Raw genomic sequence first — 18,204 nt, forward strand, 5'->3', positions numbered from 1 at the left:
GGCGAGGCCCGGTGCGACGGCGAAAGAGCTCACGGCACCCAACGGTAAGCGCTCGGCCGGTGCCGTCGTGCGCGGCGCCTGCGGCGTCGGCCCCGCGGGTCGGGCCCGGGTCACCCGGGGATGAGGCCGTCGTCGGTCAGCAGGCGCCGGACGTCTTCCAGGGTCGCGTCGGCGGCGGGCAGGATCAGGTCCGAGGGGTCCAGGGAGTCGTCCGGCAGCGGCCGGCCGAGGGCGCGAACGGCGTCGAGGAGGGCCGCCAGGGTGCGCCGGAACCCGTCCTCGTCGTCGTTCTCCATCTCGGCGAGCAGCTCCTCGTCGAGGCTGTTCAGGCCGGGCAGGTCGCTGTCCGCCAGCGCCAGCTGCCCCTCCCCCATGATGCGTACGATCACGACGCCTCCTGCAAGAGATCGCGCCCGGCGAGGGGTCCGCCCTGCCCGCCGCTACTGCTTGTCGAACTTGTGCTCCGTGCGGGACTGCTCGGTCCGCTCCGGGCGGTTGCCCTCAATAGCCTGCTGGCTGCCGCTGCCGCCCGCCAGTTCGGCCTTCATCCGCTGGAGTTCGATCTCCACGTCGGCGCCGCCGGAGATCCGCTCCAGCTCGGCGGTGAGGTCGTCCTTCGCCATCCCGGTCGGGTCGTCCAGCGCGCCGGAGGCCAGCAGCTCGTCGATCGCGCCGGCCCGCGCCTGCATCTGGGCGGTCTTGTCCTCGGCCCGCTGGATCGCCATGCCGACGTCGCCCATCTCCTCGGAGATGCCGGAGAACGCCTCGCCGATCCGGGTCTGCGCCTGAGCGGCGGTGTAGGTGGCCTTGATGGTCTCCTTCCGGGTGCGGAAGGCGTCCACCTTGGCCTGCAGCCGCTGGGCGGCCAGCGTGAGCTTCTCCTCCTCGCCCTGCAGGGTCTGGTGCTGGGCCTCCAGGTCGGCGACCTGCTGCTGGAGCGCGGCCCGGCGGGACAGCGCCTCGCGCGCGAGGTCCTCGCGGCCCAGGGCGAGCGCCTTGCGGCCCTGCTCCTCCAGCTTGGCCGACTGGCCCTGCAACTGGTTGAGCTGGAGTTCCAGGCGCTTGCGGGAGGTGGCGACGTCGGCCACGCCACGGCGCACCTTCTGCAGCAGCTCCAGCTGCTTCTGGTACGAGTAGTCGAGGGTCTCGCGCGGGTCCTCGGCCCGGTCCAGGGCCTTGTTGGCCTTCGCGCGGAAGATCATCCCCATACGCTTCATGACACCGCTCATGGGCTTCGCGCGCCCCCTTCTGACGGACGAGAACACCGGCACACCTGTCAGACCCAGCCTACGGGCCCTCCTTCCATTACCGCACTGTCCGCAGGCGCTCCGACTCCTCCTGCAGAACGATCGGTACGTGGCCGTCTCCGGCACAAGGAGTACGGGCGGTCGGGGCGGGCGGCCGGTCGCGGGGTGCCGGTACGGCGGTTGCCGTTGCCGGATCGTTCCCCCTGGGGCTGGGGTCCACACCCCGGAACCCCGTACCCTTGGTTCCTGTGTTCCGAAGCCGTTCCAAGGATGAGCAGGCCGCGCCCACCAAGGTGACCGCGGACCAAGCGCAGCAGCCCCGTGACCCGCAGGCGCCCAAGGGCCGCCCCACGCCCAGGCGGAGCGAGGCCCAGTCGCAGCGCCGCAGCCTGGCGCAGACCCCCACCAACCGCAAGGAGGCGTCCCGGCGGCAGCGGGAGGCCCGGCGGGCCGACCTGGCCCGGCAGCGCGAGGCGCTCGCCAGCGGTGACGAGCGCTACCTGCCGGCCCGTGACAAGGGGCCGGTGCGGCGGTTCGCCCGCGACTACGTGGACTCCCGCTTCGTGGTGGCCGAGTTCTTCCTGCCGCTCGCGGTGATCATCCTGGTGCTCAGCATGATCCAGGCGGGCGCCATGCAGACCTATGTGCTGCTGCTGTGGATGCTCGTCATCGCACTGATCGTGGTGAACTCCGTCGTCATCGCGTTCCAGCTCAAGCGTCAGCTGCGCAAGCGGTTCCCGGACGAGAACCTGCGCGGCGCGGTGCCCTACGCGCTGATGCGCACCCTCCAGATGCGCCGGCTGCGGCTTCCCAAGCCGCAGGTCAAGCGCGGAGAGCGGCCCTGACCGGCCGGTCTTCGGGGTTCGTCGGCGGGGCGCCGGGCCGGCTCGGCGGGCTCGGTGGACTGCGCGACACCGTGCGCCAGGAGCTGGTGGCACGGCAGCTGGACGAGCAGATCGCCGCGCACTACCCGGTGGGGCGCCGGCTGCGCGTGCTCGACGTGGGCCTGGGTCAGGGGACCCAGGCCCTGCGGCTGGCCCGGGCCGGCCACGAGGTCACCGGCCTGGAGTCGGACCCGGTCATGCTGGACGCGGCGCGGACCGCGCTGTCCGGGGAGCCGGCCGGCATCCGGGAGCGGGTGCGGCTGGTCGAGGCGGACGGCCGGGACACCGGAGCCCACTTCCCGCCCGGCGCCTTCGACGTGGTGCTCTGCCACGGGGTGCTGATGTACGTGCCCGAGCCGGCTCCGATGCTGGCCGGGCTGGCCCGGGTGCTCGCGCCCGGCGGGCTGCTGTCGCTGCTGGTGCGGAACGCCGACGCGCTCGCCCTGCGCCCCGGCCTCGCCGGGGACTGGGACGCGGCGCTCGCCGCCTTCGGCTCCACCGCGTACACCGACCGCACCGGGCTGCCGGTACGCGCGGACCGGCTGGCGGACCTGTCCGCGACGCTCACCGGCATCGGCGCGCCGCTGGACACCTGGTACGGCGTGCGGCTCTTCACCGACCGGGCCGTGGACGAGCGGCAGCCGCCGGACGACCCGGCGGAGCTGGCACGGCTGCTGGCGGCCGAGGACCGGGCCGGGCGCACCGACCCCTACCGCGCCGTCGCCGCCCTGCTCCACCTGTGCGGGGTCCGGCGCGGCTGACCCGGGCCGGTGACGGGCCCGCCGGGCCCGGGCCGCCCGCGGCGCACCGTCCGGCGGCCTCTCCGTGACTGCCTCAAGGCCGCTCCGCGGCCCTCGTCACCGCCCCCGTCGGCGCCCTCGGCCGCGCCGGGCGGGCCCGCGGCCGCACCCGGGCACGGTCCGCGGGGTGACCCGTACAGCCGACAGCCATGGCCGGGGGTCGGGGGCGCGGGGACACTTTCGCTCATGGACGGATCTCGCGCCCGCAGGCACCGGCTGCCCGCCGTCGCCGCGCTGTGCTGGGCGGTACTGTTCGCCGGTGCGGGGGTAGCGGGGTGCGGCTTCGGGGACGGGGACGGCGACGGCCCGGCGTCCTCCTCCGCGGCCACCCCCTCGGTGTCGGTGTCCGGGCGGCGGCACGCCCCGGCCCAGGGCGGCGACGAGCTGCCGGACGGCTACGAGAAGACGGTGGCGGCGGTGCTGCCGTCGGTCGTGCAGATCACCACCGGGGACAACCTCGGCTCCGGTGTGGTCTACGACGACAAGGGCCATGTCGTCACCAACGCGCACGTGGTCGGCGACGCCGACGAGTTCCAGGTCACCCTGGCCACCGGCAAGGGCACCCGGTCGGCGTCCCTAGTCTCCAGCTACCCGGAGCAGGACCTCGCCGTGATCCGGCTGGACCAGGTGCCCGAGGGGCTGCGGCCCGCCGTGTTCGCCGACTCCTCGAAGGTGGAGGTCGGCCAGATCGTGCTCGCCATGGGCAGCCCGCTCGGACTGTCCAGCAGCGTCACCCAGGGCATCGTCTCCGCGGTGGGCCGCACGGTCAGCGAGAGCGAGGCGAGCGGCGGCACCGGCGCCACCATGAGCGACCTGGTGCAGACCTCCGCGCCGATCAACCCCGGGAACAGCGGCGGCGCGCTGGTGAACCTGGCGAACCAGGTCATCGGGGTGCCCACGCTCGCCGCGACCGACCCGGACCTGGGGGACGCGGCCGCCGGCATCGGCTTCGCCATCCCCGCCTCCACCGTCACCGCCATCGCCGACCAGATCATCGAGCAGGGCGAGGTCACCGCCTCCGGCAAGGCCGCGCTGGGCATCACCGCCCGCACCCTGCTCGGCGAGGACTACCAGCCGGCCGGGGTCGCGGTCGTCTCGGTCGCCGACGGCGGCCCGGCCGCGGACGCGGGCCTGAAGGCGGGCGACACCATCGTCGCGGTGGACGGCGACGAGGTGCTGTCGATGACGGCGCTGTCCGAGGCGCTGGCCGCACACGAACCCGGGGACCGGGCCGCGGTGGGCTACGAGCGGGACGGGGAGCGCGACACGGTGGAGGTCACGCTCGGCGAGCTGTGAACGACGCCGCCTCGGGGACCCGGCCGCCCGGGCGGGCGCGGCCCGGCCGGGCGGCCGGATCGGCGCCCGCCGGGCCGGATCACCGGGTCAGGCCCCGCCCTCCGCGTGCAGGCTCATCGGACCGTAGACCTCGGTGCCGTCCTCGAAGAGCCGTACCTGGTCCGCGCCGCCGTCCTGGAGCTCCTTCCAGACCTGACCGATCCAGGACTCGGCGTCCCCCTGCGTCGGGAACTCCTCGGGCTGCACCGCGGGCTCCGTCTCCGTACCGTCCGACCGCTCGAACCGCCACGTCCACGCCATGTCCGCCTCCTCGCATCCGCCGATCACCATGGTGCTGACGGCAGCCTAGGCGACCGGTCGGCGCTCCGGGCCCCTCCATACGGGGCGGCCCCGCGCGCCCGTCCCGCGCCGACGCGAGACGATCAGGGCGTGGAACTGACTCTCCTGGGCACCGGGGCACCGGCCGGACTGCCCCGTCACGGCTGTCCCTGCGCGGCCTGCGCGACCGCCACCGGCGACGAGGCGCGGGCGGCGACCGCGGTACTCGTCGACGGCGCGCTGCTGCTCGACCTCACCCCCGGCCCGGCCTTCGCGGCCGCCCGCGCGGGGCATTCACTGACCGGGGTGCGGCAGGTGCTGCTGTCCCACCCCCACGACGGACCGGCGGTCGAGTACCCGGCGGGGCTGCCCGCCCCGGGCCGGGTGCCCGACGGCCGGGAACTGTCGCTGATCAGCGGGCACCGGGTGCTGGCGGTCGCGCTGGACGCCCCGGGCACCGGGTACGAGGTGACCGGCCCGGACGGCGACCGGCTGCTGTACCTGCCGCCGGCCGGCGCCCCGGCCGGGCTCGCCGACCCCGCCGCCGGCGCCCAGCCCTACGACCTGGTGCTGCTGGACGTGCTGGGCCGTCCCGACGCGCTGGCCCGGCTGCGGGCGGCCGGGGCGGTGACGGCGACCACCGACGTGGTCGCCGTGCACCTGGACCACGCCCACCCGCCCGGCCCGGAGCTGCACCGCCGGCTGGCCGCCCTGGGGGCCCGGGCGGTCCCGGACGCGACGACGCTGTCGGTCGGCGAGTACCACTTCGTCCCGGACCTGCCCCGGCGCACCCTGGTGCTCGGCGGCGCCCGGTCGGGCAAGTCGGTGGAGGCGGAGCGGCGGCTGGAGGCGTTCCCCGAGGTGCTGTACGCGGCCACCGGCGGCACCCGCGACGACGACCCGGAGTGGGCCGCCCGGATCGCGCTCCACCGGGACCGGCGGCCCGGCTCCTGGCGGACGGTGGAGACCTGCGACCTGGTGCCGCTGCTGGCGGAGGACGGGCCGCCGCTGCTCGTCGACTGTCTGTCGCTGTGGCTCACCGACGCCATGGACACGGTCCGGGCCTGGGACGACGCGATCTGGGCGGAGAGCGGCCGGCGGGCGCTGCGGGAGAAGACGGCCGAGCTGGTGGCCGCCGTGCGGGACACCCGGCGCACGGTCGTCGCGGTGAGCAACGAGGTGGGCTCCGGGGTGGTCCCGGCGACCGCCTCCGGGCGGCGCTACCGCGACGAACTGGGCCGGCTGAACGCCGCGTTCGCCGCCGAGTGCGAGCACGTGCTGCTCGTCGTCGCGGGCCAGGCGCTGCCGCTGCGCGGCTGAGCCCCCGCCGCCGGACCGGCCGCCCGGCCACCGCCGGGCCGGCCGGCCGCGGAGCCGCCCTCCGGCAGCCTCCGCGGGGCCCGGCTACGGGTAGGGTTCCGCGGATGAGCGGTCTGAATCTGGATGACTTCGTCGACCTGATCGAGCGGCCTGACGGCAGTGTCCGGCGCGACGCCGAGGAGCGGCGGGAGCGGCTGGCGGTGGCCCCCGGCTCCCTGGGCCGGCTGGACGAGCTCGGCGAATGGCTGAGCGCCGCCCAGGGGCAGGTGCCGGTGAAGCCGGTCGAGCGGCCGCGGGTGGTGCTCTTCGCGGGCGACCACGGCATCGCCGAACTCGGCGTCTCCGGCCGCCCCGCGGGCTCCGCGGTGACCCTGGTCCGGGCCGCGCTGGAGGGGGAGAGCCCGGTCGGCGTGCTGGCCCGGCGGTTCGGGGTGCCGCTGCGGGTGGTGGACATGTCGCTCGACTGCGACCCCGGGTCGCTGCCCGCGGACGTCACCCGGTACCGGGTGCGGCGCGGCTCCGGGCGGCTGGACGTGGCGGACACGCTCACCGCCGAGGAGGCGGAGCAGGCGTTCCGGGCCGGCATGGCGGTGGCCGACGAGGAGGCCGACGCCGGCACCGACCTCGTGGTGCTGGGAGACCTGAGCGTGGGCGGCACCACCGCCGCCGGCACCCTGATCGCCGCGCTGTGCGGCACCGATGCCTCGGTGGTCACCGGCCGCGGCGGCGCGGGCATCGACGACCTGGCCTGGATGCGCAAGTGCGCGGCGATCCGGGACGGGCTGCGGCGGGCCCGGCCGGTCCTCGGCGACCAGCTCCAGCTGCTGGCCCGGGTGGGCGGCGCGGACCTCACCGCGATCACCGGGTTCCTGCTGCAGAGCGCGGTGCGCCGGACGCCGGTGATCCTGGACGGCGTGGTGTCCGCGGCCTGTGCCCTGGTGGCGCAGCGGATCGCCTTCCGGGCCCCGGACTGGTGGCTGGCCGGGCAGGCCAGCGGGGAGCCGGCGCAGGCGAAGGCACTGGACCGGGTGGCGCTGGACCCGCTGCTGGACCACGGTGTCACCGTGGGCGGCGGCACCGGGGCGCTGCTGGCCCTGCCGCTGGTGCAGGCCGCCGCGGCGCTCCTCGCGGAGCTGCCGGAACGCGACTGACCGGTCCGGGGCGCGCCGGGCGGCCGCACGGGCCGGGCCCCCGGCCGGGGCGCCGCGGGGCCGAGGCCGATCCCGCCCTGGGCGGTACCCCGGACCGTGCCGGGCCGGGGCGGGTCACCGCGGGTCATGGCGGGTCATGGCGGGTGGGGCGGGCCTCAGCCGCCGGACCCGGCCGGTGGGCGCCGCGGGCCGTGGTGGGCCGGGCTCCGGGCCTCAGCCGCCGGACCCGGCCGGTGGTTCACGGAACCCGCCGACCCAGTCCTGGAGCCGCCGTCGCACCGCGTTCCACCGCTCGTCGTGGCGCCGGGCCCGCTCCTGTGCCCGGTGCAGCGCCCGGGGGCGCCGGCGGTAGGCGCGGCGCGCCCAGAAGGACTCCGGCCGGGCCAGCCGCACCGCGCCGATGATCGCCACCGGCGGCAGCAGCACCCCGATCACGGCCATCCGGAACTTGCCCTTCACCAGCGCGAGCAGCGCGATCGCGAAGTTGAGGAGCATGTTCAGCGCCAGGGCCAGCCGATCACTCTGCTCGTCCTCCGACAGGTCGTTCACCCCGAACGGCAGGAAGCCGCTCAGCAGCAGCACCACCAGCGACCCGGTGAGCACCACCGCCTCGACGCTCTGCCGCCCCTGCTCGGTCCAGTAGACGTCCTGCAGGTGGAGGATGAGCGCGAACTCGTCCAGTACCAGCCCGGCGCCGACGCCGAACAGCACCGCCGACAGATACGCGCCGAAGCCGTGGGTACTGCTGGCCACCGCGCCGAAGCCGCCCACCACGGTCAGCACCACCCCCGGGACCACGTGGTGGATGTGCAGCCCGCCGGGAGACACGTCCCGGAACGGGCCCCGGCCCGCCTTGATCAGGCGGGTGATGGTCCGGGTGATCAGGAACGTCAGGATGAACGACGACAGCGCGAGGAACAGGGGCAGCTTCCCCGGCTCCACGATGTTGTCCGTCCACCAGTTCGCCATTCGCCCTTCCGTCCTTCCAGGACGCCCGCCGACCGTGCGAGCCGCCGCACGGGGCCCGTCCAGGACGCCCGCCCGCCGGCCGCGAAAGCCGCTGGACGGCGCCCGGCCGGCCGCCGCCGGCCGGACCACCGCGGCCCCTGGCCCTTCAGCTTGCGCGATAGCCTGCCGCGCGATGGACACCACGCCGCAGCAGTCCCCCGCACGCCCCCCGCGTCCGCCCCGGGCGCCCCTCGCCGACGGGCTGCGTTTCGCCTTCGGCACGCTCACCGCCCTGCCGGTGCGGGTACGGCGCTGGGACCGCGCCGCGGCCCACACCGGGATGCTCTGCGCGCCGCTGCCCGGACTGCTCGTCGGCGCCTGCGCCGCCGCGCTCGGCGGGCTGCTGCTCCTCCTGGACGGCGGCCCGCCGCTGGCCGCCGTCGCCACCGTCGCGGTGCCCGCCGCGCTGACCCGGGGCCTCCATCTGGACGGCTTGGCGGACACCGCGGACGGGCTCGGCAGCGGCAAGCCGGCCGAGGACGCGCTGCGCATCATGAAGCAGTCCGACATCGGGCCGTTCGGTGTCATCACCCTGCTCTTCGCGCTGCTCGCCCAGATCGCGGCGGTCGCCGGGCTGTACGCCGAGGACTGGGCGCACGGAGCGGTGGCGGCGGCCGTGGCGGGTGCGGTCGCCCGCTGCGCCCTGACCCTGGCCGCGCGGGCCACGGTGCCCGCGGCCCGGCCGGAGGGGCTGGGCGCGGCGGTCGCCGGGGCGGTGCCGGTGCGCTCGGCGGTGCTGGCCGCGGTGGCGGTGACCGCCGGCTGCGCGGCCCTCGGCTCGGTGTTCGGGCCTTCCGGCGCGATACGGCACGCACTCGCCGCGGTGGCCGCGCTGGGCGCCGCGGAGCTCCTGCTGCGGCACTGCCGCCGCCGCTTCGGCGGGGTGACCGGCGACGTGTTCGGCGGGCTGGCCGAGACCGCCGCGGGCACCGCGCTGGTGGTGCTGGCACTGGGCTGAGCCCGCCCGGCCGCTGCCGGCCGGCGCCTCCCCCGTCCGCCCGGTGCGCCGGCCGGCCGGGCCCGCGGCCGGCGCACCGGGCGGGGGCGGGCCCGCGGCCACCCACCCGGGGCCGGTGGCGGTCCCGGCGGCCGGGACGCGAGGGAGGACCCTGTACCGGTGACCGGGGCACCCTCGTGTCACCCCGGTACCGACCCCCGGGCAACTCCCGTATCCAGGCCGGACGGAGGCGGTACGGCGCCGGGGACGGGGGGCACGGGAACGGGCCGCGAGAGTTAGGCTCGCGATGACCACGGGCCCGCTTGGCGGCCGTCGGCCACCGCCCGGGCCCGGCCGCCCGACGACCGGCGCATACGATGCCGACCGGGCGCGGCCGGCCCACCCATCGGCCGAGGAACTACCGGAAGAGGGACCCCAACACCGTGACTGCACTGACTCTCAGCACTTCCTCCGCGGCGACGCTGCGCGCGGACGCCGTCGTCGTGGGTGTGGCGAAGGGCCCGAAGGGCCCCGTCGTCGCCCTGGGCGCGGAGGCCGTGGACGCCGCCTTCGACGGAAAGCTGGCGACCGTTCTGGAGACCCTCGGTGCCACCGGCGCCGAGGGTGAGGTGACCAAGCTGCCGTCGCCGGCCGGCTGGAAGGCCCCGGTCGTGCTCGCGGTCGGTCTCGGCGAGGCCCCTGACGAGGACGGCGGATACGGTACCGAGGCGCTGCGCCGGGCCGCCGGTGCCGCCGCCCGTGCGCTGGCCGGTTCCAAGAAGGGCGCCTTCGCGCTGCCCGTCCAGGATGCGGACGACGCCGCCGCGGTCGCCGAGGGCGCGCTGCTGGGCGCGTACGCGTTCACCGCCCACCGCGGCGGCGACGACAAGAAGAAGGCGGGCGGCGCCCCGCTGGCCGAGGTCGCGCTGCTCGGCGCGAAGCCGCGGGACAAGGCGTTCAAGGCCGCGGCCGAGCGCGCCACCGTGGTGGCCGAGGAGGTCAACCGGGCCCGCGACCTGATCAACACCGCGCCGAACGTGCTCGACCCGAAGGCGTTCGCCGCCGAGGCCCAGGCCGCCGCCAAGGAGTACGGCCTGAAGGTCGAGGTGCTGGACGAGAAGGCGCTCAAGAAGGGCGGCTACGGCGGCATCCTCGGCGTCGGCCAGGGCTCGGAGGCCCCGCCGCGGCTGGTGCGGATCGCCTACACGCACGCCAAGGCGGAGAAGACCCTGGCGCTGGTCGGCAAGGGCATCACCTACGACTCGGGCGGCATCTCGCTCAAGCCGGCCGGCCACAACGAGACGATGAAGTGCGACATGAGCGGGGCCGCCGCCGTGTTCGCCACCGTGGTGGCCGCCGCCCGGCTCGGCCTGCGGGTGAACGTCACCGGCTGGCTGGCGCTGGCCGAGAACATGCCGTCGGGCTCCGCCACCCGTCCGGGCGACGTGCTGACCATGTACAGCGGCAAGACGGTCGAGGTGCTGAACACCGACGCCGAGGGCCGGCTGGTGCTCGCCGACGCGCTGACCCGCGCCTCGGAGGAGGAGCCGGACGCCATCATCGACGTGGCCACCCTGACCGGTGCCATGGTGCTGGCGCTCGGCAACCGCACCTTCGGGATCATGGCGAACGACGACGCGTTCCGCGCCGCGATCCACCACCTCGCCGAGGAGGCGGGCGAGCCGTCGTGGCCGATGCCGCTCCCCGCCGACCTGCGCAAGGGCATGGACTCCCCGGTCGCCGACATCGCCAACATGGGTGAGCGGATGGGCGGCGGCCTGGTCGCCGGTCTGTTCCTGAAGGAGTTCATCGGCGAGGGCATCACCTGGGCCCACCTGGACATCGCGGGCCCGGCCTTCAACGAGTCCGGCCCGTTCGGGTACACCCCCAAGGGCGGCACCGGCTCCGCCGTCCGCACCCTGGTCCGGCTGGCCGAGCACACCGCCGCCGGCGACCTGGGCTGACGCCCGGAAGCCGGGAACCGGCCGCGCGGACGGCGGCCGGGGCCCGGCCCGGCCCAGGGGTCGCGCGTCCGGCGCCGGTCGCGGGGGCGATTTCGCCCACGACGGAATCCGCAGCTCGCTACGGGCGGGTAACCCCTTTCCGGGGCCTGACGGGTGTCTCACACAACGGGCCCCGCGTCCCGCCGCCCGCCGACAAGTGCGAAGATGTTGTCTCGGCAGGACAGGGCCCCGACAACAGGGCCGAAGCAATCAGCGGCCGAACAACAGCCGCCGCCCGGTCACCGACGACCGGCCCCGGCGCACCATGCATGGAGGACGTGACGTGGCGAACGACGCCAGCACCGTTTTCGACCTAGTGATCCTCGGCGGCGGAAGTGGTGGTTACGCCGCCGCGCTGCGAGGCGCCGAGCTGGGCCTGGACGTCGCCCTGATCGAGAAGGACAAGGTAGGCGGCACCTGCCTGCACCGCGGCTGCATCCCCACGAAGGCTCTGCTGCACGCCGGTGAGATCGCCGACCAGGCGCGCGAAGGCGCCGAGTTCGGTGTGAAGACCACCTTCGAGGGCATCGACATCGCGGGGGTCCACAAGTACAAGGACGGCGTCGTCGCCGGCCTCTACAAGGGCCTGCAGGGGCTGATCGCCGCCCGCAAGGTCACCTATGTGACGGGCGAGGGCCGGCTGTCCTCCCCGACCAGTGTCGACGTGAACGGGCAGCGCTACACCGGCCGCCACGTCCTGCTGGCCACCGGTTCGGTGCCGAAGTCGCTGCCGGGCCTGGAGATCGACGGCAACCGGGTCATCTCCTCGGACCACGCGCTGGTCCTGGACCGCGTGCCGAAGTCCGCGGTGGTCCTCGGCGGCGGCGTCATCGGCGTCGAGTTCGCCTCCGCCTGGAAGTCCTTCGGCACCGACGTGACCATCGTCGAGGCCCTGCCGCACCTGGTCCCGGTCGAGGACGAGAACAGCTCCAAGCTGCTGGAGCGCGCCTTCCGCAAGCGCGGCATCAACTTCTCCCTCGGTTCCCGCTTCTCGGGCGTGGAGTACACCGCCGACGGGGTGAAGGTCTCGCTGGAGAACGGCAAGACCTTCGAGGCCGAGATCCTGCTGGTGGCCGTCGGCCGCGGGCCGGTCTCGCAGGGCCTGGGCTACGAGGAGGCCGGGGTCGCCATGGACCGCGGCTACGTGCTGGTCGACGAGTACATGCAGACCAACGTGGAGACCATCTCGGCCGTCGGTGACCTCGTCCCGACCCTGCAGCTGGCGCACGTCGGCTTCGCCGAGGGCATCCTGGTGGCGGAGCGGCTGGCCGGTCTCAAGACCGTGCCGATCGACTACGACGGTGTCCCGCGGGTGACCTACTGCCACCCGGAGGTCGCCTCCGTCGGTATCACCGAGGCCAAGGCCAAGGAGCTGTACGGCGCCGACAAGGTCGTCGCCCTGAAGTACAACCTCGCGGGCAACGGCAAGAGCAAGATCCTGAAGACGGCGGGCGAGATCAAGCTCGTCCAGGTCCGTGACGGAGCCGTGGTCGGCGTCCACATGGTCGGTGACCGTATGGGCGAGCAGGTCGGAGAGGCGCAGCTGATCTACAACTGGGAGGCGCTGCCGGCCGAGGTGGCGCAGCTCATCCACGCGCACCCGACGCAGAACGAGGCCCTCGGCGAGGCGCACCTGGCGCTGGCCGGCAAGCCGCTGCACTCCCACGACTAGTCATCCCGGGCGCGACACATCCGCACTTCCCCACGCCCCGGACCGGTTCCGGGGCTGGGGAGACCCATCCGTTAGGAGCAACCGAAACCATGGCGGTTTCCGTAACCCTGCCGGCGCTCGGCGAGAGCGTCACCGAGGGCACCGTCACCCGCTGGCTCAAGGCCGAGGGTGAGCGTGTCGAGGCCGACGAGCCGCTGCTCGAGGTCTCGACCGACAAGGTCGACACCGAGATCCCGGCGCCCGCGTCCGGTGTCCTCACCTCCATCAAGGTCGCCGAGGACGAGACGGTGGAGGTCGGCGCCGAGCTGGCCGTCATCGACGACGGTTCCGGCGCCCCGGCCGAGACTCCGGCCCCGGCCGCCGCCGAGGCCCCCGCCCCGGCCCCCCAGCCGGAGCCCGCTCCGGCCGCCGAGGCCCCCGCCCCGGCCCCGGCCCCCGCCGAGGCTCCGGCCGCGGCCCCGGCCGGTTCCGCCGAAGGCACCGACGTGGTCCTCCCGGCGCTCGGCGAGAGCGTCACCGAGGGCACCGTCACCCGCTGGCTGAAGTCGGTCGGCGAGTCGGTCGAGGCCGACGAGCCGCTGCTCGAGGTCTCCACCGACAAGGTCGACACCGAGATCCCGGCCCCGACCTCCGGCACCCTGCTGGAGATCCTGGTCGCCGAGGACGAGACCGCCGAGGTCGGCGCCAAGCTCGCCGTGATCGGTGCCGCCGGCGCCGCTCCGGCCGCCGCGCCCGCCCCGGCTCCGGCCCCCGCCGCCGCCCCGGCCCCGGCTCCCGCTCCGGCGCCCGCCCCGGCGCCTGCTCCCGCCCCGGCTCCGGCGCCTGCTCCGGCCCCCGCCCCGGCGGCACCGGCTCCGGCTCCCGCCCCGGCTCCGGCTCCCGCCCCGGCCCCGGCTCCCGCTCCGGCGGCACCGGCCGCCACCGGCGGAGAGGGCGCGTACGTCACCCCGCTGGTGCGCAAGCTCGCCGCCGAGTCCAATGTGGACCTGGCGTCGGTGCAGGGCACCGGTGTCGGTGGCCGCATCCGCAAGCAGGACGTCATCGCCGCCGCCGAGGCGGCCAAGGCAGCCAAGGCCGGGCCCGCCGCTCCGGCTCCGGCCGCCGCGGCCCCGAAGGCCGCCGCCGTCGAGGTCTCGCCGCTGCGTGGCCAGACGGTCAAGATGACCCGGATGCGCAAGGTCATCGGCGACAACATGATGAAGGCGCTGCACGGCCAGGCCCAGCTGACCAGCGTGGTCGAGGTGGACGTCACCAAGATCATGCGGCTGCGCGCCCAGGCCAAGGACGCGTTCGCCGCCCGTGAGGGCGTCAAGCTGTCCCCGATGCCGTTCTTCGTCAAGGCGGCCGCCCAGGCGCTGAAGGCCCACCCGGTCGTCAACGCCCGGATCAACGAGGACGAGGGCACCATCACCTACTTCGACACCGAGAACATCGGTATCGCGGTGGACTCCGAGAAGGGTCTGATGACTCCGGTCATCAAGGGTGCGGGCGATCTCAACCTGGCCGGTATCTCCAAGAAGACCGCGGAGCTCGCCGCCGCGGTCCGCGCCAGCAAGATCACGCCGGACGACCTGGCGGGCGCGACCTTCACCATCAGCAACACCGGTTCGCGCGGCGCGCTGTTCGACACGATCATCGTGCCCCCGAACCAGGTCGCCATCCTGGGCATCGGTGCGACCGTCAAGCGCCCGGTGGTCATCAACCACCCGGAGCTCGGCGAGACCATCGCCATCCGCGACATGACCTACGTCGCGCTCTCCTACGACCACCGTCTGGTGGACGGGGCCGACGCGGCCCGTTACCTGACCGCGGTCAAGGCGATCCTGGAGTCCGGCGAGTTCGAGGTCGACCTCGGCCTGTGACCGGCGCCCGGTGGCCGGGCCCTGGCCCGGCCACCGGAGCGGTACCGGACGGTCCTCACCCGGTACCGTGTGTAACCAGCCTCACCAGCGGCGCCCCCGCCCGGAACCCCTTCCGGGCGGGGGCGCCGCCGTATTGTCTACGCATCGCCCGCCGCCGATGAGGAGCCCTTCATGACCCCGCCCGTCGTCCAGTCGCTGCGCGAACAGATCCGCGAGCACATCGTGGAGGGGATCGTCAGCGGGCGCTGGAAGCCGGGCGAGCGGATCGTGGAGCGGCGGATCGCGGTGGAGCTGGAGGTCAGCCAGACCCCGGTCCGGGAGGCGCTGCGGGAGCTGGAGGCGCTCCGGCTGATCGAGTCGGCGCCCAACAAGGGCGTACGGGTGCGGAACCTGACCGCGGTGGACCTGGAGGAGATCTACCCGGTGCGGGCGGGTCTGGAGCAGATCGCCGCGGAGCTGGCCGCCGGGCGGCTGGCGGCGGACGTCTCCGCGCTGGAGCCCGAGGTGGCGGCGCTGTACCGGGCGGACCGCGAGGCGGACGCGGAGGCGCAGGTGCGGCACACCGTGGCGTTCCACCGGGAGCTGGTGCGGGCCGCCGGGAACAGCGTGCTGCTGCACACCTGGGAGTCGCTGGGCATCGAGGTGTTCACCGCGCTGTCCATCCGCTGGCTGGGTACCCGCCAGCAGAGCTACGCCGAGGAGCACCAGGCGCTGGTGGAGGCGTTCCGGCGGCGTGACCCCCGGATCGGTGAACTGGTCAAGGAGCATGTGCTGGGCTGCGCGCCGCGCGCCTGATTTCTCCGCTTTCCCTCCGGCACTCCGTGCCCGATTTCGCGGCACGGAATGCCAATTTCGTCCCGTGGAGGACTTTTTCGTTCGAAAGCTTTGATCGATCATCGATCAGGGACTTACAGTCGTCGGCGGACCCTCACCGGTCCACCGCCCTGTCCTGCCACTTCAGGGCTTTCAGCCAGACCCTTCGAGTCCGGAAGGCGGCGATCATGACCGACTCCGCACGCACCCTGCCGAGCGAGCTCGACCAGCTCCCGGACCGGGACCCCGAAGAGACCGCCGAATGGGCGGCCTCCCTCGACGCCGTCGCCAAGGCGGCCGGCCCGCACCGCGCCGCGTACCTGCTGCGCCGCACCCTGGAGCACGGCCGGAACACGGGCCTGACGCTGCCGACGCTGCCGGAGACGGAGTACCTCAACACCATCCCCACCGCCGCGGAGTCCGCCTTCGGCCCGTTCCCCGGCGACGAGGACCTGGAGCGGCGGATCACCGCCTGGAACCGCTGGAACGCCGCCGCCATGGTGACCCGCGGCTCGCGCTTCGGCGTCGGCGGCCACATCGCCACCTTCGCCTCCGCCGCCTGGCTCTACGAGACCGGCTTCAACCACTTCTTCCGCGGCAAGGAGGCCGAGGGCGGCTCCGGCGACCAGCTCTACATCCAGGGCCACGCCTCCCCCGGCATCTACGCCCGCGCCTTCCTCGACGGACGGCTGACCGAGGCGCACCTGGACAACTTCCGCCAGGAGGCGGGCGGCGAAGGCCTGCCCTCGTACCCGCACCCGCGGCGGCTGCCCTGGCTGTGGGAGTTCCCCACCGTCTCCATGGGCCTCGGCCCGCTCTCCGCCATCTACCAGGCCCGGTTCAACCGCTACCTCCACAACCGCGGCATCAAGGACACCTCGCGGTCGCATGTGTGGGCGTTCCTCGGTGACGGCGAGATGGACGAGCCGGAGTCGACCGCCGCGCTGGCGCTCGCCGCCCGCGAGCGGCTGGACAACCTCACCTTCGTCATCAACTGCAACCTGCAGCGCCTGGACGGGCCGGTCCGCGCCAACTTCAAGATCGTGCAGGAGCTGGAGGCCCAGTTCCGCGCCGCGGGCTGGAACGTCATCAAGACGCTGTGGGGCTCCGCCTGGGACGAGCTGTTCCGGATGGACACCACCGGCGCGCTGGTCCGCCGGCTGCGCGAGATCCCGGACGCCCAGTTCCAGACGTACGCCACCCGCGACGCCGCCTACATCCGCGACCACTTCTTCGGCGCCGACCCGGCGCTGGTGGAGATGGCCAGGGTGCTCACCGACGCGAAGATCAGCGAGTGTTTCCACACCTCGCGCGGTGGCCACGAGCCCCGCAAGGTGTACGCGGCGTACAAGGCGGCCGTGGAGTCCGAGGGCGCGCCGACGGTGATCCTGGCGCAGACCGTGAAGGGCTACACGCTCGGCCCCGGCTTCGAGTCCAAGAACGCCAACCACCAGATGAAGAAGCTGTCGGGCCAGGAGTTCCGCGCCATGCGCGACCTGCTCGAGCTGCCCATCCCGGACAGCAAGCTGGGCGACGACCTGGTGCCCTACGGCCACCCCGGCGAGAACTCCCCCGAGATCCGCTACCTCCAGGAGCGCCGCGCCGCCCTCGGCGGCCCCGCCCCGGCCCGCCGGAGCCACCCGGTGCCCCCGCTGCCGGCACCGGAGGAGCGTGCCTTCGCCGCGCTGTACAAGGGCTCCGGCAAGCAGGAGATGGCCACCACCATGGCCTTCGTCCGGCTGGTCAAGGACCTGATGCGGGACAAGGAGACCGGCCGCCGCTGGGTGCCGGTCGTCCCCGACGAGGCCCGTACCTTCGGCATGGAGTCGCTGTTCCCGTCGGCCGGCATCTACTCGCCGCTGGGCCAGACGTACGAGCCGGTCGACCGCGACCAGCTGATGTACTACAAGGAGGCCACCGACGGCCAGATCCTCAACGAGGGGATCACCGAGGCCGGCGCCATGGCCGACTTCATCGCCGCCGCCACGTCGTACGCGACGCACGGCGAGACGATGATCCCGTTCTACATCTTCTACTCGATGTTCGGCTGGCAGCGCACCGGCGACCAGATGTGGCAGCTCGCCGACCAGCTCGGCAAGGGCTTCATCGTGGGCGCCACCGCCGGCCGCACCACCCTGACCGGTGAGGGCCTGCAGCACGCCGACGGCCACTCGCAGCTGATCGCGTCCACCAACCCGGCCTCGCTCAACTACGACCCGGCCTTCGCCTACGAGATCGCGGTGATCGTCAAGGACGGTCTGCGCCGGATGTACGGCGAGACCGCCCCCGGCGAGGACTCCGACGTCTTCTACTACCTGACGGTCTACAACGAGCCCAAGCGCCAGCCCGCGATGCCGGAGGGCGTCGAGGAAGGCATCCTGCGCGGGCTGTACCGCTTCGCCGCCACGGACCGGCCGCAGCTCCAGATCCTGGCCAGCGGCACGGCGATCCACTGGGCGCTCGACGCCCAGCGGCTGCTCGCCGAGGACTGGGGCGTATCGGCCGACATCTGGTCGGCCACCTCCTGGAGCGAGCTGCGTCGCGACGCCCTGACCTGTGACGCGGCGCGGCTCAACGGAGAGGACCGGGTCCCGTACGTCACCCGTGCCCTGGCAGGCGCACCGGGCCCGGTCCTCGCCGTCAGCGACTGGATGCGGGCGGTCCCGGACCAGATCGCGCCCTGGGTGGAGCAGGACTGGTCCTCGCTGGGTACCGACGGATTCGGACTCTCCGACACCCGCGCGGCGGCCCGCCGCCACTTCCGGGTGGACCCCGAGTCGGTGGTGGTCGCCGCCCTGGCGGCGCTGGTCAAGCGCGGTGAGCTGGAGCCGGAGACGCTGGTCAAGGCCCGGGAGCGGTACGGCCTGTGAGCGCACCGGCCGCGGGGCGGGCG

At 74.3% G+C, this 18,204-nt stretch carries 15 protein-coding genes; 11 read left to right on the forward strand and 4 right to left on the reverse strand.

Annotated features, from left to right (window positions below):
• Window positions 1-110: 110 nt before the first annotated feature.
• Window positions 111-389 (reverse strand): hypothetical protein, encoded by a 279-nt coding sequence (locus ACH4B3_RS10800; protein WP_398462446.1) that lies wholly within the window; start codon window positions 387-389, stop codon window positions 111-113.
• A 51-nt stretch (window positions 390-440) separates the two neighbouring features.
• Window positions 441-1,229: a PspA/IM30 family protein gene (locus ACH4B3_RS10805; RefSeq protein ID WP_398462447.1), complete on the reverse strand. Its 789-nt coding sequence runs from the start codon at window positions 1,227-1,229 to the stop codon at window positions 441-443.
• 266 nt (window positions 1,230-1,495) lie between these two features.
• Here ACH4B3_RS10805 and ACH4B3_RS10810 point away from each other — a divergent pair, with 266 nt between their 5' ends.
• The 3 genes from ACH4B3_RS10810 (at window position 1,496) to ACH4B3_RS10820 (ending at window position 4,227) form a co-directional block, all read left to right on the forward strand.
• Window positions 1,496-2,092, forward strand: coding sequence for a DUF3043 domain-containing protein (locus ACH4B3_RS10810; RefSeq protein WP_398462448.1), 597 nt, complete (start codon window positions 1,496-1,498; stop codon window positions 2,090-2,092).
• Between the two features lie 86 nt (window positions 2,093-2,178).
• Window positions 2,179-2,892 carry a class I SAM-dependent methyltransferase gene (locus tag ACH4B3_RS10815; RefSeq protein ID WP_398462449.1) on the forward strand — a complete coding sequence of 238 codons (714 nt, stop codon included), beginning with the start codon at window positions 2,179-2,181 and terminating at the stop codon, window positions 2,890-2,892.
• Window positions 2,893-3,117: 225 nt separating this feature from the next.
• On the forward strand, window positions 3,118-4,227 hold the full coding sequence (locus ACH4B3_RS10820) for a S1C family serine protease (protein ID WP_398462450.1): 1,110 nt from the start codon (window positions 3,118-3,120) through the stop codon (window positions 4,225-4,227).
• 87 nt (window positions 4,228-4,314) lie between these two features.
• Here the strand turns inward: ACH4B3_RS10820 and ACH4B3_RS10825 are convergent, their stop codons facing one another.
• Complete coding sequence (locus tag ACH4B3_RS10825; RefSeq protein WP_398462451.1) at window positions 4,315-4,527, reverse strand: hypothetical protein; 213 nt, start codon at window positions 4,525-4,527, stop codon at window positions 4,315-4,317.
• 129 nt (window positions 4,528-4,656) lie between these two features.
• Here ACH4B3_RS10825 and ACH4B3_RS10830 point away from each other — a divergent pair, with 129 nt between their 5' ends.
• Together ACH4B3_RS10830 and cobT are read left to right on the forward strand one after the other, a co-directional pair.
• Window positions 4,657-5,865 carry a bifunctional adenosylcobinamide kinase/adenosylcobinamide-phosphate guanylyltransferase gene (locus ACH4B3_RS10830; protein ID WP_398462452.1) on the forward strand — a complete coding sequence of 403 codons (1,209 nt, stop codon included), beginning with the start codon at window positions 4,657-4,659 and terminating at the stop codon, window positions 5,863-5,865.
• A 104-nt stretch (window positions 5,866-5,969) separates the two neighbouring features.
• Window positions 5,970-7,016: a nicotinate-nucleotide--dimethylbenzimidazole phosphoribosyltransferase gene (cobT, locus tag ACH4B3_RS10835; RefSeq protein WP_398462453.1), complete on the forward strand. Its 1,047-nt coding sequence runs from the start codon at window positions 5,970-5,972 to the stop codon at window positions 7,014-7,016.
• Between the two features lie 213 nt (window positions 7,017-7,229).
• On the opposite strand, the gene ACH4B3_RS10840 is transcribed toward cobT, so the two are convergent.
• The gene (locus ACH4B3_RS10840) at window positions 7,230-7,985 is read right to left on the reverse strand and encodes a hypothetical protein (protein ID WP_398462454.1); all 756 of its coding nucleotides are present in this window, start codon (window positions 7,983-7,985) and stop codon (window positions 7,230-7,232) included.
• 172 nt (window positions 7,986-8,157) lie between these two features.
• On the opposite strand from ACH4B3_RS10840, the gene ACH4B3_RS10845 reads away from it, so the two are divergent.
• From ACH4B3_RS10845 to aceE, 6 genes are all read left to right on the forward strand, one after another.
• Window positions 8,158-8,982 carry an adenosylcobinamide-GDP ribazoletransferase gene (locus ACH4B3_RS10845; protein ID WP_398462455.1) on the forward strand — a complete coding sequence of 275 codons (825 nt, stop codon included), beginning with the start codon at window positions 8,158-8,160 and terminating at the stop codon, window positions 8,980-8,982.
• Between the two features lie 422 nt (window positions 8,983-9,404).
• Entirely contained in the window at window positions 9,405-10,925 is a 1,521-nt protein-coding gene (locus ACH4B3_RS10850) for a leucyl aminopeptidase (RefSeq protein ID WP_398462456.1), read from the forward strand.
• 322 nt (window positions 10,926-11,247) lie between these two features.
• Entirely contained in the window at window positions 11,248-12,636 is a 1,389-nt protein-coding gene (gene lpdA / locus ACH4B3_RS10855; RefSeq protein ID WP_398462457.1) for a dihydrolipoyl dehydrogenase, read from the forward strand.
• Between the two features lie 89 nt (window positions 12,637-12,725).
• Window positions 12,726-14,498: a 2-oxoglutarate dehydrogenase, E2 component, dihydrolipoamide succinyltransferase gene (sucB, locus tag ACH4B3_RS10860; RefSeq protein ID WP_398462458.1), complete on the forward strand. Its 1,773-nt coding sequence runs from the start codon at window positions 12,726-12,728 to the stop codon at window positions 14,496-14,498.
• A gap of 171 nt (window positions 14,499-14,669) precedes the next feature.
• Window positions 14,670-15,293, forward strand: a complete 624-nt coding sequence (locus tag ACH4B3_RS10865) for a GntR family transcriptional regulator (protein WP_398462459.1) — start codon at window positions 14,670-14,672, stop codon at window positions 15,291-15,293.
• Between the two features lie 206 nt (window positions 15,294-15,499).
• Complete coding sequence (aceE, locus tag ACH4B3_RS10870) at window positions 15,500-18,181, forward strand: pyruvate dehydrogenase (acetyl-transferring), homodimeric type (protein WP_398462460.1); 2,682 nt, start codon at window positions 15,500-15,502, stop codon at window positions 18,179-18,181.
• The last annotated feature ends 23 nt before the right edge of the window (window positions 18,182-18,204 follow it).

Source organism: Streptomyces sp. NPDC018031, assembly GCF_044327625.1.
GTDB lineage: Bacteria > Actinomycetota > Actinomycetes > Streptomycetales > Streptomycetaceae > Streptomyces.